General features: G+C 65.3%; 21 protein-coding genes. 9 read left to right on the forward strand and 12 right to left on the reverse strand.

Features of this window, described 5'->3' with window-relative positions; genetic code table 11:
* Positions 1-140: 140 nt before the first annotated feature.
* From ACX80L_RS10140 to ACX80L_RS10155, 4 genes are all read left to right on the forward strand, one after another.
* Entirely contained in the window at positions 141-1,289 is a 1,149-nt protein-coding gene (locus ACX80L_RS10140) for a glutathione-independent formaldehyde dehydrogenase (RefSeq protein ID WP_459289449.1), read from the forward strand.
* Between the two features lie 61 nt (positions 1,290-1,350).
* The gene (locus ACX80L_RS10145; protein WP_459289451.1) at positions 1,351-1,815 is read left to right on the forward strand and encodes a hypothetical protein; all 465 of its coding nucleotides are present in this window, start codon (positions 1,351-1,353) and stop codon (positions 1,813-1,815) included.
* Positions 1,812-2,987 (forward strand): zinc-dependent alcohol dehydrogenase, encoded by a 1,176-nt coding sequence (locus ACX80L_RS10150; RefSeq protein ID WP_459289453.1) that lies wholly within the window; start codon positions 1,812-1,814, stop codon positions 2,985-2,987. Before ACX80L_RS10145 ends, ACX80L_RS10150 begins: the two co-directional genes overlap by 4 nt.
* Before the next feature lie 179 nt (positions 2,988-3,166).
* Positions 3,167-3,802 (forward strand): DUF1345 domain-containing protein, encoded by a 636-nt coding sequence (locus tag ACX80L_RS10155; RefSeq protein WP_459289455.1) that lies wholly within the window; start codon positions 3,167-3,169, stop codon positions 3,800-3,802.
* Positions 3,803-4,097: 295 nt separating this feature from the next.
* Here the strand turns inward: ACX80L_RS10155 and ACX80L_RS10160 are convergent, their stop codons facing one another.
* From ACX80L_RS10160 to ACX80L_RS10175, 4 genes are all read right to left on the reverse strand, one after another.
* Positions 4,098-4,781 carry a potassium channel family protein gene (locus ACX80L_RS10160; RefSeq protein ID WP_459289457.1) on the reverse strand — a complete coding sequence of 228 codons (684 nt, stop codon included), beginning with the start codon at positions 4,779-4,781 and terminating at the stop codon, positions 4,098-4,100.
* A gap of 7 nt (positions 4,782-4,788) precedes the next feature.
* Positions 4,789-6,090 carry a TrkH family potassium uptake protein gene (locus ACX80L_RS10165; protein WP_459289459.1) on the reverse strand — a complete coding sequence of 434 codons (1,302 nt, stop codon included), beginning with the start codon at positions 6,088-6,090 and terminating at the stop codon, positions 4,789-4,791.
* Between the two features lie 760 nt (positions 6,091-6,850).
* On the reverse strand, positions 6,851-7,081 hold the full coding sequence (locus ACX80L_RS10170; RefSeq protein ID WP_459289461.1) for a hypothetical protein: 231 nt from the start codon (positions 7,079-7,081) through the stop codon (positions 6,851-6,853).
* Positions 7,082-7,084: 3 nt separating this feature from the next.
* The gene (locus ACX80L_RS10175) at positions 7,085-8,596 is read right to left on the reverse strand and encodes a glycosyltransferase family 2 protein (protein WP_459289463.1); all 1,512 of its coding nucleotides are present in this window, start codon (positions 8,594-8,596) and stop codon (positions 7,085-7,087) included.
* A 226-nt stretch (positions 8,597-8,822) separates the two neighbouring features.
* Here ACX80L_RS10175 and ACX80L_RS10180 point away from each other — a divergent pair, with 226 nt between their 5' ends.
* Both ACX80L_RS10180 and ACX80L_RS10185 read left to right on the forward strand, forming a co-directional pair.
* Entirely contained in the window at positions 8,823-9,488 is a 666-nt protein-coding gene (locus ACX80L_RS10180) for a dihydrofolate reductase family protein (protein WP_459289465.1), read from the forward strand.
* Between the two features lie 464 nt (positions 9,489-9,952).
* The gene (locus tag ACX80L_RS10185; protein WP_459289467.1) at positions 9,953-10,564 is read left to right on the forward strand and encodes a Pr6Pr family membrane protein; all 612 of its coding nucleotides are present in this window, start codon (positions 9,953-9,955) and stop codon (positions 10,562-10,564) included.
* A 546-nt stretch (positions 10,565-11,110) separates the two neighbouring features.
* On the opposite strand, the gene ACX80L_RS10190 is transcribed toward ACX80L_RS10185, so the two are convergent.
* Entirely contained in the window at positions 11,111-11,563 is a 453-nt protein-coding gene (locus ACX80L_RS10190) for a VOC family protein (RefSeq protein ID WP_459289469.1), read from the reverse strand.
* Positions 11,564-11,893: 330 nt separating this feature from the next.
* A complete protein-coding gene (locus tag ACX80L_RS10195; protein ID WP_459289471.1) occupies positions 11,894-12,271 on the reverse strand; it encodes a DUF1304 domain-containing protein in 378 nt (125 codons plus the stop codon).
* A gap of 709 nt (positions 12,272-12,980) precedes the next feature.
* Between ACX80L_RS10195 and ACX80L_RS10200 the strand changes: the two genes are divergently transcribed.
* Positions 12,981-13,460 (forward strand): DUF7793 family protein, encoded by a 480-nt coding sequence (locus tag ACX80L_RS10200; RefSeq protein ID WP_133081913.1) that lies wholly within the window; start codon positions 12,981-12,983, stop codon positions 13,458-13,460.
* Positions 13,461-13,879: 419 nt separating this feature from the next.
* Here the strand turns inward: ACX80L_RS10200 and ACX80L_RS10205 are convergent, their stop codons facing one another.
* Both ACX80L_RS10205 and ACX80L_RS10210 read right to left on the reverse strand, forming a co-directional pair.
* Positions 13,880-16,030, reverse strand: a complete 2,151-nt coding sequence (locus ACX80L_RS10205) for a rhamnogalacturonan lyase (RefSeq protein WP_459289473.1) — start codon at positions 16,028-16,030, stop codon at positions 13,880-13,882.
* Between the two features lie 363 nt (positions 16,031-16,393).
* Positions 16,394-16,732 carry a hypothetical protein gene (locus ACX80L_RS10210; protein ID WP_459289475.1) on the reverse strand — a complete coding sequence of 113 codons (339 nt, stop codon included), beginning with the start codon at positions 16,730-16,732 and terminating at the stop codon, positions 16,394-16,396.
* Between the two features lie 594 nt (positions 16,733-17,326).
* Here ACX80L_RS10210 and ACX80L_RS10215 point away from each other — a divergent pair.
* Positions 17,327-17,686 carry a hypothetical protein gene (locus ACX80L_RS10215; RefSeq protein ID WP_459289477.1) on the forward strand — a complete coding sequence of 120 codons (360 nt, stop codon included), beginning with the start codon at positions 17,327-17,329 and terminating at the stop codon, positions 17,684-17,686.
* 280 nt (positions 17,687-17,966) lie between these two features.
* Here the strand turns inward: ACX80L_RS10215 and glgA are convergent, their stop codons facing one another.
* The gene (gene glgA / locus ACX80L_RS10220) at positions 17,967-19,160 is read right to left on the reverse strand and encodes a glycogen synthase (RefSeq protein WP_459289479.1); all 1,194 of its coding nucleotides are present in this window, start codon (positions 19,158-19,160) and stop codon (positions 17,967-17,969) included.
* Between the two features lie 130 nt (positions 19,161-19,290).
* Here glgA and glgC point away from each other — a divergent pair, with 130 nt between their 5' ends.
* Positions 19,291-20,550, forward strand: a complete 1,260-nt coding sequence (glgC, locus tag ACX80L_RS10225; RefSeq protein ID WP_133081972.1) for a glucose-1-phosphate adenylyltransferase — start codon at positions 19,291-19,293, stop codon at positions 20,548-20,550.
* Between the two features lie 54 nt (positions 20,551-20,604).
* Here glgC and ACX80L_RS10230 read toward each other — a convergent pair whose 3' ends face one another.
* Genes ACX80L_RS10230 through ACX80L_RS10240 form a run of 3 tightly spaced genes read right to left on the reverse strand, consistent with a single transcriptional unit; the run spans position 20,605 to position 23,999 of the window.
* Positions 20,605-21,456, reverse strand: a complete 852-nt coding sequence (locus ACX80L_RS10230; protein ID WP_459289481.1) for a transglutaminase family protein — start codon at positions 21,454-21,456, stop codon at positions 20,605-20,607.
* Positions 21,453-22,379: an alpha-E domain-containing protein gene (locus ACX80L_RS10235; protein WP_133081908.1), complete on the reverse strand. Its 927-nt coding sequence runs from the start codon at positions 22,377-22,379 to the stop codon at positions 21,453-21,455. Before ACX80L_RS10235 ends, ACX80L_RS10230 begins: the two co-directional genes overlap by 4 nt.
* Positions 22,380-22,430: 51 nt before the next feature.
* A complete protein-coding gene (locus tag ACX80L_RS10240; RefSeq protein ID WP_133081907.1) occupies positions 22,431-23,999 on the reverse strand; it encodes a circularly permuted type 2 ATP-grasp protein in 1,569 nt (522 codons plus the stop codon).
* Between the last annotated feature and the right edge of the window lie 3 nt (positions 24,000-24,002).

Consider the following 24,002-nt stretch of genomic DNA (forward strand, 5'->3'; position numbering starts at 1 on the left):
AATTATGTCGTGGTGGCCATCTGGGGTGAGGCGAACAATCGTGGTGTGCGTTGATGGGTTGCCTCGATGGGTCGCCGAAGGCGAGGAGGCCGCTGGATCGGCGTCATCTCCGTTGCCGCATCAATTCAAGGAGGCTCACCGTGAAAGCAGTGGTTTACAAGGGACCGAACGACGTCAGCGTCGAGGACGTGCCGGACGCCAGGATCGAACATCCCGCCGACGTGCTGGTCCGCATCACGTCGGCGAACATCTGCGGCTCGGACCTGCACATGTATGAGGGCCGCACCAGTTTCGAACCCGGACGTACCTTCGGGCACGAGAACCTCGGCGAAGTGATCGAGACCGGCCCGGCCGTGAGCAAGGTGAAGGTGGGCGAACGTGTCGTACTGCCCTTCAACATCGCCTGCGGGTTCTGCAAGAACTGCGAACGGGGTTTCACCAACTACTGCCTGACGATGCAGCCCGAGCCCAAGCTCGCTGGAGCAGCGTACGGCTTCGCGGACATGGGCCCGTATCAGGGCGGTCAGGCCGAGTACTTGCGGGTGCCGTATGGGGATTTCAACTGCCTGCGGCTGGGCGAGGACGCGGTGGAGAAAGAGCTCGATTACGTGATGCTCGCCGACATCTTCCCCACTGGTTGGCATGCGACTGAGTTGGCCGGGGTGTACCCCGGGGACTCGGTGGTCATCTACGGTGCCGGTCCGGTGGGTCTGATGGCCGCCTACTCCGCCATCATCAAGGGCGCCGGCAAGGTCATGGTCGTGGACCGCCAGCGCGATCGCCTGCAGCTGGCGGAACAGATCGGAGCAATCCCGGTCGATGACTCGGTGGTCGATCCGGTGAAATTCGTCAAGGACCAGACCATGGGCTTCGGGGCGGACCGGGGCTGCGAATGCGTCGGCTACCAAGCCCACGACCCCTCGGGCACCGAGCACCCCAACCAAACCCTGAACCGGCTCGTGGATTCCGTCCGGTTCGTCGGCGGCCTCGGCGTGGTCGGTGTGTTCCTCCCCCAGGACCCCGGCGGCCCCGACGAACTCGCCCAGCAGGGCCAGGTGGCCTTCGATTACGGCAACTACTGGTTCAAGGGACAGACGATGGGCTCGGGCCAGTGCCCGGTGAAGAAGTACAACCGGGCCCTACGCGACCTCATCGCCGGCGGAAAGGCCAAGCCCTCGTTCATCGTCAGCCACGAACTCACGCTCGACCAGGCCCCCGAGGGTTACCGGAACTTCGACAACCGCGCAGACGGCTGGACCAAAGTCGTCCTCCACCCGGCCGGGGGCTGAGCGCCGTGACGTCCGACGGAGTCATCACCCCTCGAAAAATAGGTAACACATGAAGCGAGTAATGAGCATGGCCGTCCTGGCCGGGGCAGGCGGGATCATCATCCGCCGCGTCATCCAGTCCTCGCGTAGGACCTCGGGCGAGGAGTCGCAGGATCGACGGTGGGCAGTTACCATCAACCGTCCGCCTCAGGAGGTGGCGCCGCAGGGCCAGTGGCCCGAGCCCCTCGCGAGGCTGGGCGACACCGTCGAGGTCAGGACGCGGACCGCTCCCGGGGGCAAAGGCACCGAGCTGACCGCCCGGCTGCGTCACCGCGGACCCTCCACATCGGGCAACGCGACATCCCGGGCCGAGGGCGAAACCCCGCAGCAGGCGCTGCGCTCGGCGCTGCGCCAGGCAAAGCAGCTCATCGAAGTCGGTGAGGTCCTCCAGGTCGATCCGGCACCACACGGTACACGCAGGCGCACCCCTGGCGGGCTGCTGCTCGAGGCCGCGACCAAGCGAGCCGGTAAGGAAGGAATCCTATGAAGGCGCTGTGCTGGACCGGGGTCAATGAAACCTCCGTCGAGGAGATCCCCGATCCTACGATCCTCAATTCCCACGATGTGATCCTGCGCGTCATCCTCACCACCACGTGTGGGTCCGACCTACATCTGCTCGGCGGGTACATCCCCTTCATGCGCAGCGGGGACGTACTGGGTCATGAGTTCCTCGGTGAGGTCGTCGAGGTCGGTACCGGCGTCCAGAAGCACAAGGTCGGCGACCGGGTCGTGGTGTGCTCGTTCATCAGTTGCGGCAAGTGCTGGTACTGCCAGAACAAGCTGTTCTCGCTGTGTGACAACGGCAACCCCAACCCTGCGATCACGGAAGCGCTATGGGGCTTCGCGCCAGGGGGGTGCTTCGGCTACTCGCACGCCCTTGGCGGGTACGCCGGCAGCCACGCCGACTACATCCGGGTGCCCTACGCCGATCAGGGGGCATTCTCGGTCCCGGACGGCGTGCCCGACCTGACCGCCTTGTTCGCCTCCGACGCTGCCCCGACCGGGTGGACCGGTGTCGATCAGGCCGAGGTCCAGGCCGGGGACGTCGTCGCCGTGTGGGGTGCCGGTGGGGTGGGGCAGATGGCTGCGGCCGCCGCGCAGCTGAGAGGTGCCGAACGTGTGATCGTGATCGACCGGATCGCCAACCGGCTACAACAAGTCGAACAGCACATCGGTGCCGAGACACTGAATTATGAGCAGGTCGACGTGGCAGCCGCACTTCGCGAGGTCACCGGTGGCCGAGGACCCGATGTGTGCATAGAGGCCGTCGGGATGGAGGCCCACAGTTCCGGTCCCGCCTATCTCTACGACCAGGCCAAGCAGCAGCTGCGGTTGCAGACCGACCGGCCGACCGCCGTTCGCGAGGCCATCCACGCCTGCCGCAAAGGCGGAACAGTATTCACCCTCGGCGTCTTCGCCGCAGTCGTGGACAAATTCCCCTTGGGTGCCGTGATGAACAAGGCGCTCACGCTGCGCGGCGCACAGCAGCACGGCCACCGCTACATCCCGCAGATCCTCGAACACATGGCGCGGGGCGAACTGACCACCGAACACCTGGCCACCCACGTCATGCCACTCGACCAGGGACCGCGCGGATACGAGATGTTCAAGAACAAGGAAGACGGCTGCGTCCGAGCTGTCTTCCAACCCGCAGGATAACCCGACGACCAGCAGCTCCAAGGGCGGTCAGGACGTGTCGCTGCCCCTGGCACCGGAACACCCGATCGAGCCCCGGATCGCACACGCACCGACGCGCTGTCCGGGACTCGAGCATCCGGTGACCTGCGCGCCCTGATCCGCCACCCCATGCTGAACCACCCCGCCCGTTCGAGGACCCCATGCCATCGCGTATTCTCTCAGCCCGCCGCGCCCTGATCTGCCTCGGGGCAGGAATCGCCGCCGGGATCATCGCAGCAATCACCGTCGCAGCGGATCTCGGTCCGTTGGTCGGCTGGTGCGTAGCCGGCACCATCGCGCTGACCTGGGTCTGGCGTATCTGCTGGCACCAGGACCCGGCAGGCACGAGAGAACTGGCACAGGAAGAATCAGGGACCCGCATCACCGACAACGCCATCATCGCCGCGTGTCTGGCAAGTATCGCGGCCGTCGCAGTCGCCCTGATCCAATCAAAAAGTGCAGATCTGACCTCGGTGGCCTTGGTCATCCTCGGCGTCCTGGGCACGATGATCGCGTGGGCGCTCGTCAACACCGTCTATGCGCTGAAATACGCCCGCCTGCACTTCATCGACCAGGCCGAAAGCGGCTTCGACGTCAAACAAGACCGGCAGCCCACCTACAGCGACTTCGCCTACTACGCCTTCACCATCGGAATGTCCTACGCAGCACCGGAGATCGAACCGGTCACCAGCAAGACCCGACGCAAAGCCCTCCCACACGCACTCCTGTCCTACTTCTTCGGTACGGTCCTCATCGCCGTCGCCATCAACCTCGTCACCAACCTCAGCCAACAATAAGAGAGCCCAGCATCATCTTCAGGGATACCCCACGACCACAAGGGAACGCAGAGATCCCTACTACGTCTCAGAAACCTCAAGCTTTCCAAGACATCCGTAGGGCTCTCAGCCCGAGTGACCACTCCTGTGAGTCGCAGTGGTGAATGGCGTGTTTTTCGCAGCTTTCTGTGACCCAGTGGCTCAGCTTCGTCGCGGGATTGTCATGCGGAAGTCTGATCCACGGCAGCTCGACTGGTTGTCTTCTGTGATGCAGGAGGTGTGGGAGTCGGCGGTGTGGAGTCCCGTTGCCGCGAGGTCAGATGAGGGAGCTGAAGAGTTCCGCTTTGCTTGTCGGGCCGGCGACGATGATCTCGTCGTCGTCGTACAGGGTGGTCTGGGCCGTGGTGTAGTCCCATTCCCCGCCCTTGCGTTTGACGGCGACGACCGTGACGCCGTGTCTGGCGCGCAGGCCGGTGGTGCCGAGTTCGCGCTCCCAGTACTCGCGTGGGGGCCGGGTTTTCACCATCGCGAAATTGTCCTCGAACTCGACGTAGTCGAGCATGGTGCCCCGGACGAGGAGTGCCACCCGTTTGCCCATGTCGTGCTCGGGCCGGATGACCCGTTCCACACCGAGCTGGGACAGGATCTGGGCGTGTGGCTCGCTGATGGCTTTCGCCCAGATGGTGGGGCGGTCAAAGCGCAGCAGGATCGAGGTGGTCAGGATGCTGGCTTCCAGGTCGGACCCGATCCCCACGACGACGCGGTCGAAATCAGGGAGGGACAGCTGGCGCAACGCTTCCTCTTTCGTGGTGTCAGCGCGGACCACGTGGGTGAGGCGGCCGTTGAAGGACTGGACGGTGTCTTCGTCGCTGTCGATGCCCAGGACTTCGGTCCCTGCTTCCTCCAGCTCGAGGGCCAGGGCGCCCCCGAACCGGCCGAGGCCGATGACTGCGACGGAGTCGGCGGCCGCGACTGCTTCGATGGGTTTGGAGGAAAACATGCGTTGCCTAGCCAATGAGGGGCCTTTCCTTGGGGTATTCGTAGTAGAGCGGTTTGGAACGCAGCGCCAGTGCGGTGGCCAGGGTGACCGGGCCGAGGCGTCCGGCGAACATCACCAGGATCAGGACCACCTGGCCTGCCGGCGGGATGCCGGCGGTGATACCTGTGGACAGACCTACGGTCGCGAAGGCGGAGATGACCTCGAAGAGGATCCGGTCGAGGCCGAAGTCGGTGATGAGCATGAGGAACATCGTGGCGCTGATGACGAGCCCGACGGCGAGCAGCACGATCGAGATGGCTTGCCGGTGCACCGAGCAGGGCAGACGCTTGCCGAAGATATTGACTGCGTTGCCGCCGCTGATCTCCGTGTAGAGGATGAAGAGCAGAACACCGAACGTGGTGATCTTCAGGCCGCCCGCGGTACCTGCCGGGCCTCCCCCGATGAACATGAGGACGTCCATAGCAAGCAGGGTGACGGGGTTGAGTTGGGCGAAGTCCACACTGTTGAAGCCGGCGGTGCGCGTCATCGTCGACTGGAAGAAGCCTGCGAGGAGCCGCTCTTCAGGCCGTAGCGCCCCGAGGGTTGCGGGGTTGGACCACTCGACGGCGGTGATGAACACAGTGCCAAGAACGAGGAGGACGACTGTCCCGGTGAGCACGAGTTTGGTGTTCACGTGCCATGTGCGGGGGTACCGGAAGTGGCGCCGAAGTTCAAACAGGACGGGGAAGCCCAAACCACCGATGATGACGGCGGCGCAGATCGGCAGGCAGATCCATGGGTCCCCGGCGAAACCGATCAGGTTGTCACTGAACAGCGCGAAGCCGGCGTTATTGAAGGACGAGATCGAGTGGAAGACACCCAGCCATACCGCTTCACCAACGCCGTAGCCATACCTAAGGAGGAACCGCGCCACCAGAGCGACGGCGGTGAGTACCTCGACAATCAGGGTGATGCGCAAGACGCCGAGCAGGACGCCTCGGACGTCACCGAACCCCACGCTCTTCGTCTCGGCCGCCGCGGAGATCCTTGAGCGTAGACCCATGCGTCGGGCCAACAGGACGCCGAGGAGGGAGGCGAAGGACATGATGCCGAACCCGCCGACCTGGATCAGTGCCAGGATGATGACGTGACCGCTGCCCGTCCAGTAGACCGGGGTGTCGACGACGATCAGCCCGGTGACGCAGACGGCCGACGTCGCCGTGAACAGGGCCTCCAAGAATGTGGCGCTGCGCGGACCGACCCTCGAGGTGGGGAGCATCCGCAGCGCAGTCCCGATCAGGATCGCTCCCGCGAAACCGAGAACGATCACCTGGGCGGGGTGACGAGGGCTCAGATGCGCAACCCACATCACGACTTTGCGCGCTGTCGGGCGGAGAAGCCCGCCCAAACGTGCCGTCATGGACGCTCGTGACTCCCTGAGGATAGTTCTGCTCGACCTCACGGGAATGCTCCGACCTCCAAAGAGTTGATCGACGTGCTGCAGACGCTCTGCACCAGCCGCTCATTCAACCCTACGAACAGCGAGCTGAGGGGCGTCTTTACATGATCTTGATGCTCCGAGTCAGTGGATTCCGCCGCAGCCTGTTCACCATTCACGGGGCTCTCGCGCGCGGACCGCTGTCCGCTCACCAACGTAGAACGCTGCACCTTCACACCCTCACCGAAACGCCACTTGAATAGGCACGGCGTGCAGCATGATGCAGGGTCGTGAACAGCAGCGCGCCAGCACCCTTCTGAATCAGGAAGCGGCGATCCCTGCCCCACCCTTCAGACGGCGGCGAGAAGGTAATCGTGACGGGGGCGTTGTTCGCTCCGTGCAGGAGTATCGGCGCCCAGAGATTCTAGTGGAACCGTCGAACAAAAACACGTGGCCCCGACTGTGACGGTAGTCCCGCTGAGCTTGCCCTGGGCGGTCTGACCAACACTGTCAGAGTCATTCTTCGTGGCGCCTTTCACGGCTCCGGTTGTTCAGGTTCCGTGTCGACAACGTCGACGTCGCCTTCATATCGCAGATTCACCCGCATGCCGGTAAATAGCGAACAACAGGTGTCATGCGTAGCCCGTGCCCGTCACCTTTGAAGGTCGGGATAGATGCCCCTGGTCTCGGCGCGGCGGTTCCGGTTGGTCACCCAATCCGACGGGTAGATCTTCGGCAGGACATTCGACAGGGCCAGCGAGGCGTAGATGACCGTATTGATCGCTACGAACGCCGCGAGAATGGCGAACAGATTCGAGTGCAGCACCGACTCCGGAAGGAGGATACCAGTGGGGACGATAGGTCCTGCTGACGTGCTGAACATGGCCTAGGCCTCCTGGGATTCGAGCGAGCGTGCCGGGGCGGCGTGGGTGAGGTGCTTCCAGCTGGCCGTACGGCCGAAGGAGAGATCGACGACGCCCTTGACGTAGACGAGGTTGAGGAACATGTCGAAGAACAGCTCGGGGAAGAGGGTCAAAGCCAGCAGCCGTGCTCTCCACCCGCCCTTCCACACCGTGACGACGCGCTCGACGGTGAACAGCAGTCCGAGTCCCAGCCAGAAGGGGAACCAGATCCAGGTCTCGAGTGCCACGACGGTGATCAGAATGAGCGCGAGGTAGGAAGTCAGAGCGATCACCCCGTACCCGATGCCGAGCTGCTGCGCCCAATACCGCATGGTGGGAGCTGTGACACCGTAGGCGCCGATGTTCTCAAGCGCTCCGCGCTGCCAGCGGAGCCGCTGGTTCCACAGCGTGCGCCACGACGGCATGAGCTCGGTCACGACGGTGCAGTCCTGTGGCGAGATCATGAGGCCTCCGAGGGACTTGAGGGCGATGGTGAGTTCGTTGTCCTCCGTGAGAGAAGCAGTGTCGTACACATCACTTGGTGTACCGGGGATGGTCCTGCCGCGGCTGGCGGCGATGGTGCGCAGCGCCACCGGCCGGAACAGTGAGGCGGTTCCCGTCAGTACGAACACCCGTCCGCGACGGCGGCGCATCTGGCGTGAGTAGCGGATGTACTCGTTGCGCTGGAACTGGCCGATCAGCCCGTGCCCGTCCTCGCCGTAGAAGAGTCCGCCGACCGCCATGAGCGCGCGATCATCGACGAAGCGCGCCACGGCGCTGGCGAGGAAGCCGTCATCGAGCTGTGTGTCGGCATCCATGACCATGACGACGTCGTTGTCCCCCTGCTGCGGCAGGACCTTGGTGAGCGCCTGGTTCAGGGCGCCGGCCTTCTTGTGGGTGTTGCCGACCGACTCGATCACCTCGACACCGGCCTCGCGGGCAACGCGGACGGTATCATCCGTGCAGTTGTCGGCGACGACGATGATGCGCTCCGGCCGGTGCGACTGGCTCTGCAGCGACGCGATGGTCTGCGGGAGGGAGGCCTCCTCGTTGTGTGCCGGGATGAGCACTGTGATCGTGACCTCGCCGGCGAACACGCCTCGGTTGGCGGCCATCACGACCTTGGGGGCAAGGGGCTGGTGATTCGGGTTCATCGACCGACGCGCCTTCGTCGCGATCCGGCGTTCCACCACGGCGAGTCCGGCTCCTGCGAGCAGTGCGAGGGCGATCGCGGAGAGGATGACGTTCAGATCCGGGGCGTCGGAGTTGTAGAGGACGCTCCAGACACCGACCACAGCGTCGTGCGGATCGGCGACCGTGGTCTCGGGGCCGTTCACAGCGACCGCCAGCCAAAGCAGGGCTGCGGCCAGCGTGACGAGACCGACGATCACTAGGCCGACAATGCGATCGAGCTTGCCCTTGGTCGCGTAGGGCGCCGGCTCCGCCTCGTCCGGTTCAGGCTCAAGGCAGTTCTGGAAAGCAATTTGCGTGGTCATGGAATGTGTTCCTTTTGAGACCGGCACCACGGCAACTTCCCCTGAAGTACCTGGCATGAGTACAGCGCCACCACCCAGTCGGAAACCGCGCTTCAGCTTCGAGTCTTCCGCACCATCCTTGATCCAATCCGAGGCTAAACCCGAAGAAATAGGCAACGAATGCTATGGATCACCGCCTCTGATGATCCAGGCCGATGACTTTCGTGGAGCTGTTCCGTCTGAGTAGATGACGAAAGAAGATCTGGAAGGAGATCGGATTATGGGACGGATCAGTGTGACGGAGAGTGTGACCCTCGACGGAATCATGCAGGGCCTTGGCCGGGTTGACGAGGACACCCGCAGCGGGTTCGCGCGCGGCGGATGGGGGGCCGGCTATCAGGACGAGGTGTCGATGAATTTCATGGGTGAAAGGATGACCGGTGAGGGGGTGATGCTGTTCGGCCGCCGGACCTACGAGGACATGCTCGGCTACTGGACGGCAGCGACGGACCCGAACCCCTTCACTCAGTATCTGACGCAGGTACAGAAGTACGTAGTCTCCCGCGCACCAAACCCGTCCACCATGAAGCTCGACTACCCAAACTCGACGCTGCTCACCGGTGAGGCAACACACACCGTCCGCGACCTGAAGGATCGAACAAACGGGAACATCACAATCCTTGGGAGCGGCGAGCTTGTTCGCGCCCTGCACACAGCCGGCATGGTCGACGAATACATTCTGCAGATTCATCCCATCGTGCTGGGTCAGGGGACTGCCCTGTTCGGAGCTGCAGACCGGGCAAATCTGACGCTGCAACGGTCCGTCACCACCACTACCGGTGTCATCATCGCCCAGTACTCCGTTACACCCGTATCCAGCGGGAGTGATGAGACCGAAAGCGGCGACCGATAAGCTCCAAGCGGAGAGGTCAGAGCAGTCGGGCACGCTCGAGACGGGGCTTTTCGAGATCACTTGCTCGGTAGGGATCGCCACTGCCCCGATGGAGTCTCGCTGTCCGGCCAGGAGCGACTGTGGTGCGGGAGCAAACCTTGCTGCAGTGTATGAAGGAACCGGCACGAACCGGAGGTCGATGTGAGCGGTGAGGGTACGAGTGACGTCAGTGAGAATCGAACTCAGTTCTGACGAGGCCATTTCTGCACGTGTGGGTGGCCAGCTTCAATCAAACTGGAGAGAGCACACAGGTACTGCCCTAGGACGACGGATAGACGCACCTCGATCGGAAGGTTCAGCATGAGCAGTGAGCGTGGCAGGAACAGAGTCCGGATTGCGCAGGGGCATACTTCGTGAGCGCGCCGGTCACTCGCTCGACCAGTTCATCCCAGGACTCGCGGTCGGAGTTCCGCTTGGTGCGCCCTGTGGCTCGATTGATTGCTGCTTCCGCTGTGGGCACGGCAGTGGTTGCGACGTTCCTCGATACCGCGTCGAGGACAACGATCAATCCGTTCAACTTCTTCGGGTTCTTCACCATGCAGAGCAACATCATGACTGCACTGGTTCTTCTGATCGCCGCGGTCCTGGAACTCGGCCGACGACCGGCTCCGGTGTGGCTTGTGCCCGTACGGGCTGCGGTGACCACCTTCATGGTCGTCGTCGGCGCCGTCTACAACCTGCTGCTGGCAGGTCTTGCTGGCGGAGTCGATCTGGCCTGGGCGAATTGGGTCCTGCACGTCGCGTTCCCCATCTACGCGTTCCTCGACTGGCTCCTCACTACTGACCGACACCCCGTGCCCTTCACAACTATCGGGCTGACCCTTGTCTACCCACTGACATGGTGCGCGGTCGTCCTCGTTCGTGGTGCCACCGACGGCTGGGTGCCCTACCCGTTCCTGGACCCTGCTACCGGTTATGGATCCGTCGCCCTCTACGTCGTCGTCATTGCCGTCGCGTTCGCCGCGTTCGGCGCCCTCGTCATCGGGATCAGCAGGATACGCCTGCCCTGGGCGAACCGCTCCAACTCCACGCGGTAGGTCCCGCGCGTGGACAAGAGCCGCCACTCCCAGCCCACCAGAACCGACCGGAGCCCCGAAATGCAGACGGACCACGGTGATGTCCGTGGTCCTTGCCGCTCACATGCTACTTCGTCCCACTTGCATCCGGGCCTTCGCTTCTCGACTTCGAGGAACGCCACCCATGTCGAGACACACAGTCCGTCAATCCGAAGTTGTAGCTCGTCCCAGCAGCAACCAACGGCGACGCCATGTGCTCCCGCGACGTCGTCGGCCACGCCAGATGCATCGCTCATGGAGCGATAGGCATCACCGCTCAGAACGCGTTCGTCATGCTCACAAGCCGGCTTCTACACCAACACGAAAGTCATCGACGTGGCCGAACACCTCGCCACCACCGGAGCAATGCCCTCCCGGGCCATGAATGCCTGCCACCGGACTGCGGAGCGGGAACCACTCGTTCCCAACGGTCTGCTGGCTATAGGAGAATCGGCGGCCGTGCGCGTCCCGTGGCTTCCTTACGGCCCGGGGCCGTCGTTCGAATGCGACAGTCGACCGGGGCGTGGCTCAGCTGTGCGTCGTGTTCTCCCGCATCTCCTCGAGGCTCAACTCCGGTGCGCCGCCTGCTGCCGCCTCCGGGTCCATCCACACGAAGTCCCAGTGGTGGCCGTCGGGGTCGTCGAAGCTCTTGGAGTACATGAAGCCGTGGTCTTGCTCGCCGGCGGGCGTCGCGCCCGCTGCGAGGGCCTTTGCGTGAACGTCGTCGACCTCCTCTTTGCTCTCAGCGCTGAGGGCGAGCTGCACCTCGGTCGAGGTGGTGGCGTCGATGATCGACTTGCTGGTGAACTCGGCGAAGAACTCCCGCGTGAGCAGCATCGTGGTGATCGTGTCGCTGATCACCACGCTCACGGCATTCTCGTCGCTGAAGCCCTCGTTGATGGAGTACCCGAGCGCTTCGAAGAACGTCCGGGATCGCGCGAGATCACTGACGGCCAGGTTGATGAAGATCGTGGTGGGCATGGAGACGATCCTTCTCTCGGGACGCCGGCGGCCCGTCGCCGCCGATCGTCACTGCATGATGATGAGGGGCGGCCGACATTGTCAAGCGACTGGGAGCAGCGTTGCGGTTCGGCCGGGGCCCGTGGTTCCCAGCTGCCACCCGGCCGCGGAGGTACGTCCCGTAACCCTGAAGCTTCACACGACACTCGAACGGGTCGATTGCCGTGCCACCTCTTCCCCGGAATCACGGGGCTCCCTCTGTCTGGGGAACTCCTCTCGACGCCCTTCTCGAACGCCTAGCCCCGTATGTCGCCGAACAACGACAGGGCCGTTGCTTCGCTACCCGATGAGCTAACTGACGGCGATCAGGGTCGCAACGATTGCGAAGGCGGGGAGAACTCCTTGTTTGATAGCTGCGCTCCTCTTGGTCGGACTTGAGACGAACAAGACCAACGCTGCGGAAGCCATCGACCCGACCCCGGCAAATATCAATGCCGCGCCGACACCGGCGTCAGCCGCCACGAACACGACGATGCCCACCAGAGCAATGAGGGCGAGGAAGAGATTGTAGAAACCCTGGTTGAACGCGAAACTCTTCGTGACCTTGACCTCGGCATCACTGGCCGGCCCGAACGTGCGACGCGCCTGAGGACCTTCCCACGCGAGGGACTCCATCCAGAAGATGTAAAGGTGCAGTACGGCAGCCAAGGCGGTCAGGATCAATGCCATCAGTGTCATGGTGAGCTTTCCGGTAGACGTGCACGGTCCTACGCGGCGAGAGCGAGACGACTCTACCGAGCCACTACACGCCGAATACGGTCGAGCCCCGAGCAGCCAGCGACTCCACGCAGTCGTGCCCACAGCCTATCCGGCCGGATACCATCACGACGCGTTCGATAGGCGATGCCCTGTCGGTGCATCCGGCCAGCGCCGGGAATCCCTAGGTTCGGCACGGGAAACCTCGACCTCATCGAGGCAGCATCACCCCACAGAGCCACCACAGACGCACGCACCACCGAAGCAGGTATGGCCCGCGACCGCAGGTAGCCAGCAATACAGCGGAGTCACCGGACCTGGATCTCGAGCATTTCCCGCCGACTCGTGGGAGATGGAAAGCGAAGGCAACGCCAGTCGGAGGATGACGCGGAGGAACCGGTAGTTGGAGGGAATGCTCGCCGGGCCGCCAGCGGATGAATCTGATGAGTGAGGACCCTTGATGGGAGTTCGGCGCCGATTCCGGCGGCTGGTCCCTCCGGTAGCTCCGATCTCGACTTCCGCCGCCTGGTGGGAGTCGACGGATCGCGTCCGAGCGTTCGCTACCCCGGCTGTCGACGCTCAGTAGGGCCGGCGCTTCCTAGTAAAATGACGATCGGATCTCCGACTGGTCTCCCAATGCTGATGTGTTGAGTTGGTGTGCCGACGCTGCGAAGGCAGCACCATGCCATCATCCAGTGAGGAAGACCCAGTGATCAAGGCCTACACGTTCGACGACCGATTCGACGTCGTCCGCTTCGAGCGTTGCGCTGTCTCCGTGCGCGCCAGGACGAACGTCGTCATCTCCGAGGTAGATGCGCTGATGATCCTGCGGCGATGCTTCGAGCTGACGGACAACCGGCAGTACGTCGTCCTCCTGACGGTCGCCAACATCATGGGTGTAAGTGCTGGTGCCCGCCGTGTCCTGTCCTCCTCCCGCAACGTTCTTGCTGCAGCGCTGTTCGGCCAGGGTGCCATGGATGAGGTTCTCGCCGCTCCCTATCTGCGGGCCGTGTATCCGGGCGAGTACTTCACCGAGGAAGCCAGCGCCCTGCGGTGGCTGGCCATGATGCACGATCTCGTATGCGCCGACCCTGTCCCCCATGCCCTGAGTCTTACCGTGGACCTGGATCCGTTCCGCCCACGGAAGCCACGAGTAGCCTGAACCGCGTCACTTCCACGGCACCCGGTCGTCCTGCCGCATGCAAGGCGAAGCACAGCATGGCGCTAGGTGTCGATGGTGGGGCAGCGCAGCCGTCACAACACCCTCCCCGGCGAGAACTACGCCTCGGGTGATGTGGCGGTCACTGACCCAGCCCGGAGACGCGGCGCTCGACGCACATCGACGGGCACTTCAGGTGATAGCCGACGCCGTGGAACGCATCATTTCTCCATCAGACGTCCCGTCGACCTGAAGCATCACGAGACACTCGAACGGCTCGAGCGCCGTGCAATCATTCCCCGGAATCGAAGGGGGTCCTTCGTCCCAAGTACCCGCCTCATCGGCTTGCAGCAGTATGGGCGGTGGGAAGCACTTCCCCACCGCCCAAATCAGCGCTGACCCGTTAGCTTCTCCTGGAGAAGCTATTGGGCCTTGCCGTTGCCCGGTCGTACGGTGATCGTAGCCGTTGCGGTGGTCTCGATGCCCGCGTGGTTGACCGCGGTGGCGGTGAGCTCGAAGCTGCCTTTGAGCCCTTCGATGGGCAGTTCGTATCGGCCGTCGACTCCGGTGATCTCCTGCCCGTCGACGGTGACGGTGAGTGAGCGGACGCCCGACTCGGCGTCGTCTGCTCGGATGTCGAGCGTGAGTCCGCGCTTGGCACCGACCTTCGTGTCCTTGAGCCCTGTGACGACTGGTGCTGTCTCGTCGGGCACCGGAGCATTCACGTAGGCGATGCTCGGAGCGGGAGGCGTCGTCATCCCCTCGCCCAGGAAGAAGCTCGTGTGAGGGGGCTGGTTGTAGGCGGTGTTCTGCCATGCGACGCCGAGACGGTACACAGGATCGTGCATCAGCGTGCGGATGCGGTGCTCGGTGACATCGGTGGTGGTGAAGATCTTCAGCGATGAGTGGTCAGTACTGCGGTAGACGAGTTCTTCGCGCCAATCACCGAACAGGTCGGCCTGCAGGGCCGGGTTCCCCTTGGTGCCGTTACCGGTGAGTGTGCCGTCCAGGGTGAGGAGCCGTTCTTCTGTCGTCGACTCCCAGTCCCACTTCGAGATGGTCGGAGTCGCACCGGTGGCGAGCTCCAGCGGGTCGGTGTAGTCGTGGTCGGTGATCTCACGCAGCAGGTCCCCGTCCCACCAGGTGAGGAAATTCGCCGCGGGGATGCTCGTGCCGAGGTCCGTGCCGTCGGCTGCGCGGAGTGACCCGACCTTGGAGTAGAACTTGTAGGTCCCTCCGATCGCCCACGCCTCGTTGCCCTCATGGGTCGGGTCGATGTCGCCTGCAGCTCCGCGACCGGTGTCACGGGTACCGGGGATGGACCAGAGGATCCCGCCGGTTGCGGCATCACGCATCGTTGCCGCACGCTGTCCGCTGCTCGTCATGCTCTCGTGCACCGAGTAGACCTCGAGCCCGTCACGGGAGGGGATGTGGTCCGTGACGTGCATCGCGTCGCCGTGGCCGAGGCCGGTGGTGTACAGCGGGGTGCCGTCGCTGTCGATCGTCATGGATCCGAAGACGATCTCGTCGGCGCCGTCGGCGTCGACGTCTGCGATGGAGAGGTTGTGGTTGCCCTGGCCCGCGTACTGGATGCCGGCAGTGGTCGAATCGAATGACCAGCGCTCCTGGATCCTGCCGTCGACGAAGTCGAACGCGGCGATGGAGGTCCTGGCGTAGTACCCGCGGCTGAAGATCATGCTCGGGGTCTCACCGTCGAGGTAGGCCGTGCCCGCCAGGAAGCGGTCCATCCGGTTCCCGCTGGTGTCACCCCAGGAGGCCAGCTCTCCGCGCGCCGGTACGTAGTCGATGCTGTCGAGGGCCGCACCAGTAGTGCCCTCGAAGACGGTCAGATATTCCGGCCCGGCGAGGATGCGGCCGCTCGTGTTGCGGTGGTCCGCCGCGGCGTCGCCGATGACGACGCCGGCACCATCGACTGTGGCGTCGGCGGTCTTCATCGCGACTTCGGCTCGACCGTCACCGTCGTAGTCGAAGACCTGGAACTGGGTGTAGTGCGCTCCGGCACGGATGTTGCGGCCGAGGTCGATCTGCCACAGCCGCGTGCCGTCGAGCGTGTAGGCGTCCAGGTAGACGTTGCCGGTGTAACCGGAGCGCGAGTTGTCCTTCGCGTTCGTCGGGTTCCACTTGAGGATGATCTCGTACTCGCCGTCGCCGTCGAGGTCTCCGACCGATGCGTCGTTGGCCTCGTACTCGTAGGTCTCCCCTGTCGGAGTCGTTCCTCCTGCCGGGCGCTGGAGCGGGATGTCCAGGGACTGATCCCCCCACGGGCTGAACTCATCGGTGACCGTCACTTCGCGCTGGTCGATCAGCGCGGTCACGCGGTAGACAGAGGTACTGGTCCCTGCCTCGTCGAGCATGTTCGTGCTCCCGGTGATCGGGTCTTCAGTGATGCGCACGCCGTCGCGGTAGACGTGAAACCCGACCGATTCAGGGTCGAGGCCGAGCATCCGCCAGCCGACATAGACTCCCCCTTCGGTCGTCACGGCGACCGGGGCCCGATCGAGGTATTCCATCTGCCGGACCGGCGTGTCCTCCGGCGCAGCTGATGCAGGCATGCTCACCAGCGTTGCAGCAGCAACGGCGGCCACTGCCGCCACTGCCGCCGCTCCCAGTGCTCGTCGTGATCTTCGTGGGTGGACGAATGAAACCATAACCATCTCCCTTGATGTCCTGGTACAGAAGAAAGCCCAGAGCCTCCCCAGCCGGGAAACCGCTTTCCTTAACGACTTCATCGTCCGTTCGCTGCCCGACAGTTGTCAAGAGCAACAAGCCGGATCGTGCATCGTCCCTCAAGACATCACGGGCCGAACCGCTAATCGCTGCAGAGTGAGGCATCGCAGCGGCGTGGGCTGCTCGGACGGGAGCGGTCCACCGCGCATCCAGCGTTCCAGTAGCCGGATGTCGCGCCACCGGTCACTTCAGACCTCTCCGTAGGGCCAGTCGAAGTGGGCGCGCGTCTCCTCGAGCGGCAGATGCAGGGTGCGGGCGATGTCATTCCAACTCGCGCCTTCATTGCGTGCCAGCCGGACGGCCGCTGCCAGCTCCCTCTCGGCTCGCTGCGCCTGTTCCTGACGGTCTTTCAACAGGGACTTCCAGTCCTGGATGAGCCGGCCATGCAACGCCAGGTCGTCGTCGCTCGCTTGCTCGAAACAGTCCCCCAGCAGCCGGTACGAGGTGAAGGCTCTGAGGGCTTCGTCGGGGCTGAGGTTGTCGAAGTCGTCGGTGTTGTTCGGACCTGCATAAGGCGGTCTCCTCATCGGCGTGACTCCTCAAGAAAGCGTCGTGTCGGGAAATCCTTCACTCGGGCACAGCGGGAGTAGGGCCCGAACGGCCACCTGCTCCCCTTCACCTGGCCGGCGAAACCATCGCCGTACCCGGGGACAACTGATCCTGCACGGCAGGATAGACCTCACTGGTCGAGTCCGTAACCCGCGACCCCGCGGCCGGGAGAACGAACGATGCCTACCAGAAGCAAAGGTGCTCCGGCGAGACCACCCGAGCTCGGATGATCTGGAACAGGGCGCGGCTATTGCGCCGGCCGTTCGCGGCGCCCTGGATCTCGATCCGCGTCGCCATGATTCGCGGCTGATATTCGTCGCCGGCGACACTCCTGGGAAGCACAACGGGTGAGACACGTTGCGCCGCTTCCTCTCGTCCGTCAGCGAACTGGCGTGCAACAGCGTCACCGATCAGTGAAGAATGAGAAAGTACGCCACATGCCGCGCACACCGTGAGTGCTGTTCTCGACGGCGAGGTCGAGAGCCCCTCCGGCGGACACACCGTTTGCCCGCGTATTCGTCCTGGTCTGCGTCCCTGCACAGCGCTGACCCCCGTCAGAACAGGAAGTGTTCATGCCCTTTCGAAGCAAGCAGACCCTCGAATCCTGGGTCGAGGAGTTCCGTACCACCCGCGAGGGCGGCGCCCTGATCACTGTCCTCGTGCAGGAGGGATTCGATGGCGCGGACACCGGCCTGGTCACCGTCCCCCTGCGCGACGACGGCACGGAGATCTATATGCAGCCCGTCGCCCTCGGAGACCCGACCTGGTCGGTCACCATCGGGATGCGGAACACTGAAACGACGTTGAGCGCAGCCCAACTCCATGGGCTTGCCGCCGAGCTCCTCCTCGCGGCCTCGCTCTGCCAGTTCCTCCAGGAGAAATCCATCCACCACGTCGAAGAACCAGCCGAAGACCGGGACAGCGACCACTAGGGTCTCGGGGTCCTGCGTCGACAGCCCTCCTGATCACCGAGCGATGGAGCGCCTGGCCGCTCGTTGCGCGGCAGGCTTCGCCGGGTCGAGATCCGGGCATCAGCCCGGCCTGTCAGTCCCCTCGTCACTCACGGTGTCAGTGCCGTGTTCTACGCTGTGTAGTGGAGTCCTGTCCGGGGTGTCCGTCGTACTCGACCTACCGTGCACCCTGGGCAGGACTTCCGACTGCCCGCGGGTCCTGCCCCCAGCGCGGCCCCGAGGAGGGACCGCGCTGCGGGCATCAGAGGACGCTGCGGTACACCCCGAGCGTCGTCTCGGCGATGGAGCCCCAGTCGAAGTGCCGCTCCGCGCGTTCCCGTCCCGCCGCGCCCATCGCGGACGCCTTCGCCGGGTCACCGACGAGCGCGTTCAGGGCCGCCGCGAAGTCGTCGACGAACCGCTGCGGATCGAGCGGCGTGCCCGTGCCGTCCTGCACCTGCTCGATGGGCACCAGGGTGCCGGTGACGCCGTCGTCGATCACCTCGGGGATGCCGCCCGTGGCGGACGCGACGACGGCGGCGCCGCATGCCATCGCCTCGAGATTGACGATGCCGAGGGGCTCGTAGATGGACGGGCACGCGAAGACGGTGGCGTGGCTGAGGATCTGGACGACCTCGCGGCGCGGCAGCATCTTCTCGATCAGCACCACGGACCCGCGCCGCTCCCGCAGTTCGGTGATGAGCACCTCGGTCTCGGCCGCCAGTTCCGGCGTGTCCGCGGCGCCCAGGCAGAGGACCAGCTGCACGTCGGCCGGCAACTGAGCGGCCGCGCGGAGGAGGTACGGTACACCCTTCTGCCGCGTGTTGCGGCCCACGAAGACCACGCTCGGCCGGTCCGGGTCGATCCCGTGGGCGCGCAGCGCGTCGTCGTCCTCGTCCCGCGCCCACTGGGCGACGTCGATCCCGTTGTGGACCACGTGCACCTTGCCGGGGTCGACGTCGGGATAGCTGCGGAGGATGTCGGTCCGCATTCCGGCGGACACGGCGATGACGGCCGCGGCCGCCTCGTAGGAGGTCTTCTCCACCCAGGACGAGAGGGCGTAGCCGCCGCCGAGCTGCTCGGCCTTCCAGGGGCGCAGCGGCTCGAGGCTGTGCGCGCTCAGGACGTGCGGGATGCCGTGCAGCAGGGACGCGAGGTGACCGGCCATATTGGCGTACCAAGTGTGCGAGTGCACGAGGTCGGCGCCTCCGATGGCGTCGAGCATCTGAAGGTCGGTGCCAAGGGTCTGCACGGCGGCGTTCGCTCCGACGAGCCCCTCCGGGACGCCGTAGGACAGGACGGATGCTCCGTGGTAGTCCTCCGGCCGGGGCGCACCGAAGGCGTGGACCCGGAGGTCGACCTGCGGCGCCAGGACCCGGCTCAGTTCGGCTACGTGCACCCCCGCGCCACCATAGATCTCGGGCGGGAACTCCTTGGTCACAATGTCTACTCGCACTATCTCAACGTAGTGCAGTGCGTCGGAGTCCTCTAGTGTGAAGTGGACCGGAAGGGTTCCGGGATGTGGGACCTACGCCGGATCGGTCCGGATCGGGACGGCAGATCACTCAAGGAAGAGCGGGGGGTCGATAGTGGCACCGAAGAAAGTACTTGCCGTGGTGTTGGCAGGCGGAGAAGGCAAGCGGCTGATGCCATTGACGGCGGACAGGGCCAAGCCCGCCGTGCCGTTCGCGGGGAGCTACCGGCTCATAGACTTCGCGCTGTCCAACCTGGTCAACTCGGGATACCTCCAGATCGTGGTGCTGACGCAGTACAAGTCGCACAGCCTCGACCGGCACATCTCCGAGACCTGGCGGATGTCCACGCAGCTGCAGAACTACATCGCGTCCGTCCCGGCGCAGCAGCGACGCGGCAAGAGCTGGTTCCTCGGCAGCGCCAATGCCATCTACCAGTCCCTGAACCTCATCCACGACGCCCAGCCGGACATCGTCGTCGTGATCGGCGCGGACCACGTGTACCGCATGGACTTCCAGCAGATGGTCGACGCCCATGTGAAGAGCGGCGCCTCCGTGAGCGTCGCGGCCGTGCGGCAGCCGATGAACCTCGTGGACCAGTTCGGCGTCATCGAGGTCGACCAGCACGACCCCGGTCGCATCGCGGCGTTCGTCGAGAAGCCGACGACGACGCCGGGCCTGCCGGACGATCCGAACAGCTTCCTCGCGTCGATGGGCAACTACGTCTTCACCACTGATGCGCTCGTCAAGGCGCTCGAGGACGACGCCGCACGGCTCGACACCAAACACGACATGGGCGGGGACATCATCCCCTACTTCGTGGAGCGCAACGACGCCGCGGTGTACGACTTCACGACGAACGACATCCCGGGCGCCACCGACCGGGACCGCCAGTACTGGCGCGACGTCGGCACCATGGACTCGTACTACGAGGCCAACATGGACCTCATCTCGCCCCTGCCGCTCTTCAACCTCTACAACCTGCAATGGCCCATCTACACGCGGCAGAGCGTCTCGCCTCCGGCGAAGTTCGTCCGGAGCGCATCGGGCCGGTCCGGCGAGGCACACGACTCGATCGTGTCGGCCGGCGTCGTCGTCTCCGGCGGTGCAGTGCAGGGGTCGATCCTGGCGACGGATGTGTTCATCGACGAGGCCGCCGAGGTCACCGGCTGCGTGCTCCTGGACAAGGTCACCGTCGGCGCGGGCGCCGTGGTCCGGCGCGCCATCATCGACAAGAACGTCCGCATCCCGCCGGGCGCCCAGATCGGGGTGGACTTCGAACTGGATCGCAGCCGCGGGTTCGCGGTCACGGATTCAGGGCTGACGATCGTCAGCAAGGGCCAGGTCGTCGCACCGGCCTACCCCACCACCTGACGCATGCACGGAAAGGCCCCCGGCACGCGCCGGGGGCCTTTCCGTGTCTCGGGGCTAGGCGACCCTCGTGATCGCGACCCTCACGTTCAGGGTGGAGCCCCCGCCGCCGGAGAGGATGCCCTTGAGCGGCGAGACGTCCCGGTAGTCGCGGCCGCGGGCCACGGAGACGTGGAAGTCGCTCACCGGGCCGCTGTTGGTCGGATCCCAGCCGCGCCACTCGCCGTCGTACCACTCGACCCATGCGTGCGACTGACCCGCCACCGTCTCGCCGACGCCGGCGCTGCGTCGCGGGTGGAGGTAGCCGGAGATGTACCGTGCGGGGATGCCGAGGCTGCGCAGGGCGCCGATGGCCACGTGCGCGAGGTCCTGGCAGACGCCCTTCCGCTCGGCCCAGGCATCGCGTGCGTTGGTCTGCACGCCGGTGGCCCCCTGGACGTAGTCCATCTCCGCCCTGAGCCAGTCGAAGACGGCGTGGGCGGCCGCATGCGGGTTCAACCCCTCGGTCACGGCTGCGACCTGTTTCCGCACCTCCTCCCCCGGCTCGCTGAGCGGCGTCTGGCTCAGCCAGTCGGAGAAATCGTCCGTGAGGGACGGCGCCGCGAGGTGCTCCCAGGGCAGGATCTCGTCCTCGCCCGGGACGCGCTCGGACCGGCTGACCTCCACGGTCGAGACGGCCGTGACCTCCAGGTGCTCGTGGGGCACGTGGACGTCGAACGAGGTCACGCGTGTCCCCCAGTAGTCGCGGTAGGTCGCGACGGCGGCACTCGAGGGGTTCACCTTCAGCGTGGACTCGAGGACCACCTGCTGCGGATCGGTCAGCGGCGTCATCCGGGCTTCGTTGTAGGACAGCGAGACCCGGCGCAGGTAGTCGTAGCCGGTGCGGTGTTCGATCAGCAGGCGTGTCATGAGACCTCTCCGACCCAGGACAACTCGTCGGCCTGGGAAAAGTACGTGCGGGAAACGGCATCGGAGGCCCGCGCGCAGGCCTTCTGGACGCGTTCCATGTGCTCGGGCAGCTCGGACATCAGGTCCCGCGTCTGGTGGAACTCGAGGAAGGTCCGGGCCTGTCCCACGATGCGGCTGGCATCGTTGATGAAGCCGACGCGCTGGTAGGCGGGATTCAGCTGGGTCAGGCACTTCTCGGCGTCGCTCAGCGCATAGACGATGGAGCGCGGGAACAACCGGTCCAGGAGCAGGAACTCGGCGGCCTGCTGGTCGCCGAAGGACGCCCGGCGCGTCCGCAGGAACGACTCGTAGGCGCCGGCGCAGCGCAGCATGTTGACCCAGGAGAGGCCGGCCGCGTGGACGTCGTGCGTGGAGAGCATCCGGGCCGTCATGTCCGCCCGCTCCAGGCTGCGCCCGAGGACGAGGAACTGCCAGGACTCGTCGTGGCTCATCGTGGTGTCGGAGAGGCCGCGGACCATCGCGGTACGCTCCACCACCCAGTGGCAGAAGCGGTAGGTGCCCACGACGTCCTTGCGGTGCTGCGTGAGCCCGTACCACGTGGTGTTGAGGCTCTCCCACACGCTGCTGGAGACGGTCTCACGGGCGCGGCGGGCGTTCTCCCGGGCGGCTCCGAGGGCACCGGCGATGGAGGTGGCGCTCGTCCGGTCGTACGCAAGCGCCTGCAGCAGGTCGGAGAGGTCGATGTCGTCCTGCTCCGGGCGGCTGCCCATCACGCCGAGCAGCTGGCGCGAGGTCTCGCGCTGCTGGGGCAGCGGCATCTGGTTGAGCCGTTCGAGATGCACGTCCAGGATGCGCGCGGTGCCGTCCGCCCGTTCGACGTAGCGGCCGATCCAGAAGAGGGATTCAGCGATCCGGCTGAGCATGGGGCCTGCCTTCCAGGGGGGTCGTGTGCGGGATGCGGGGTGCGGGAGCGGTCACTGCTGCTGCTGCTCCGACTGCTTGTCCTGCCAGTTCGTCTCGATCGGCCAGACACTGGTGCGCTCGCGGACGGTCACCGCCGGGCGCTCCCGAGGTCCGTCGTCGCCTGCCGGGCCGCGCACCTCGCCGTCCACCACCCAGGTGTCCTTGGATCCGCCGCCCTGGCTGGAGTTCACGATGAGCGAGCCCTCCTTCATGGCCACGCGCGTCAGCCCGCCGGGCAGCACCCACACCTCCTCGCCGTCGTTGACGGCGAAGGGCCGCAGGTCCACGTGGCGGGGGCTGAACTGCCCGCCGGACATCGTGGGCACGGTGGAGAGCTGGAGGACCGGCTGCGCGATCCAGCCGCGCGGATCCTCGAGGACCTTCGCGCGGAGGACATCGAGCTCGGCCCGGGTGGCGTCGGGTCCGATCACGAGGCCCTTGCCGCCGGAACCGTCCACGGGCTTGACGACGAGTTCGTCCAGCCGGTCGAGCACCTCCTCGCGCGCGTCGGGCTCCTCGAGCCGGTACGTGTCCACGTTGGCGATGATGGGCTCCTCGCCCAGGTAGTACCGGATGAGATCGGGCACGTAGGTGTACACGAGCTTGTCGTCGGCGACGCCGTTGCCCACGGCGTTCGCGATCGTGACCATGCCGGCACGTGCTGCGTTGACGATCCCGGGACACCCGAGCACCGAGTCGGCCCGGAACTGCAGGGGGTCGAGGAACTCGTCGTCGATGCGCTTGTAGATGACGTCCACGCGCTGCTCCCCCGCCGTCGTCCGCATGTACACGCGGTTGCCGCGGCAGATGAGGTCGCGTCCCTCCACGAGCTCCACGCCCATCAGGCCGGCCAGCAGGGTGTGCTCGAAATAGGCGGAGTTGAAGACTCCGGGGGTCAGCACGACGACGGTGGGGTCCTCGACGCCCGGCGGCGCGGTCTTGCGCAGGGCGGCGAGGAGCCGCCGCGGGTACTCCTCGACCGGGCGGATGTGCTGCTGCCCGAACGCCTCGGGGAGGCCCTTCGCCATCGCCCGCCTGTTCTCCAGGACGTAGCTGACGCCGCTCGGCACACGCACGTTGTCCTCGAGGACGCGGAAGGTGCCCTGCTGGTCGCGCACGACGTCGATCCCGGAGATGTGGACGCGCACGCCGCCGGCCGGCGCGAACCCGGCGACCTCCCGGTGGAAGTGGGCGCTGGAGGTGATCAGGCGCCGCGGGATCACGCCGTCGGACACCACGGCCATCTTGTCGTAGACGTCGCTCAGGAACGCCTCGAGCGCCCGCACGCGCTGCGCCACGCCGCGTTCGAGCACGTCCCAGTCGCTGCCGGCGATCACGCGCGGCACGATGTCGAGCGGGAAGGGCCTCTCCTCGCCCGCGAAGTCGAACGTGACGCCGCGGTCCAGGAAGGTGCGCGCCATCGAGTCGGCGCGCGCCGTCACGTCGGCGAGGTTCAGCTCGTCGAGCGCCGCGGCGACCTGGCCGTACTCGGTGCGCGGGAACTGCCCGGGATCGAACATCTCGTCGAAGGCGGGCGTCTTGCGGGCGGCGGCTGCGTAGTCAGCAAAGAGCTCGGACATGGG

It is taken from the genome of Arthrobacter sp. MDT1-48-3 (assembly GCF_054511015.1).

Excerpts from the sequence above, each read along its gene's own strand:
- ACX80L_RS10145 (WP_459289451.1), top strand. The coding sequence starts at position 1,351 with ATGAGCATGGCCGTCCTGGCCGGGGCAGGCGGGATCATCATCCGCCGC.
- ACX80L_RS10150 (WP_459289453.1), top strand. The coding sequence starts at position 1,812 with ATGAAGGCGCTGTGCTGGACCGGGGTCAATGAAACCTCCGTCGAGGAG.
- ACX80L_RS10155 (WP_459289455.1), top strand. The coding sequence starts at position 3,167 with ATGCCATCGCGTATTCTCTCAGCCCGCCGCGCCCTGATCTGCCTCGGG.
- ACX80L_RS10160 (WP_459289457.1), bottom strand. The coding sequence starts at position 4,781 with ATGTTTTCCTCCAAACCCATCGAAGCAGTCGCGGCCGCCGACTCCGTC.
- ACX80L_RS10170 (WP_459289461.1), bottom strand. The coding sequence starts at position 7,081 with ATGTTCAGCACGTCAGCAGGACCTATCGTCCCCACTGGTATCCTCCTT.
- ACX80L_RS10175 (WP_459289463.1), bottom strand. The coding sequence starts at position 8,596 with ATGACCACGCAAATTGCTTTCCAGAACTGCCTTGAGCCTGAACCGGAC.
- ACX80L_RS10180 (WP_459289465.1), top strand. The coding sequence starts at position 8,823 with ATGACGAAAGAAGATCTGGAAGGAGATCGGATTATGGGACGGATCAGT.
- ACX80L_RS10190 (WP_459289469.1), bottom strand. The coding sequence starts at position 11,563 with ATGCCCACCACGATCTTCATCAACCTGGCCGTCAGTGATCTCGCGCGA.
- ACX80L_RS10195 (WP_459289471.1), bottom strand. The coding sequence starts at position 12,271 with ATGGCATTGATCCTGACCGCCTTGGCTGCCGTACTGCACCTTTACATC.
- ACX80L_RS10200 (WP_133081913.1), top strand. The coding sequence starts at position 12,981 with ATGCCATCATCCAGTGAGGAAGACCCAGTGATCAAGGCCTACACGTTC.
- ACX80L_RS10205 (WP_459289473.1), bottom strand. The coding sequence starts at position 16,030 with ATGCCTGCATCAGCTGCGCCGGAGGACACGCCGGTCCGGCAGATGGAA.
- ACX80L_RS10210 (WP_459289475.1), bottom strand. The coding sequence starts at position 16,732 with ATGAGGAGACCGCCTTATGCAGGTCCGAACAACACCGACGACTTCGAC.
- ACX80L_RS10215 (WP_459289477.1), top strand. The coding sequence starts at position 17,327 with ATGCCCTTTCGAAGCAAGCAGACCCTCGAATCCTGGGTCGAGGAGTTC.
- ACX80L_RS10230 (WP_459289481.1), bottom strand. The coding sequence starts at position 21,456 with ATGACACGCCTGCTGATCGAACACCGCACCGGCTACGACTACCTGCGC.
- ACX80L_RS10235 (WP_133081908.1), bottom strand. The coding sequence starts at position 22,379 with ATGCTCAGCCGGATCGCTGAATCCCTCTTCTGGATCGGCCGCTACGTC.
- ACX80L_RS10240 (WP_133081907.1), bottom strand. The coding sequence starts at position 23,999 with ATGTCCGAGCTCTTTGCTGACTACGCAGCCGCCGCCCGCAAGACGCCC.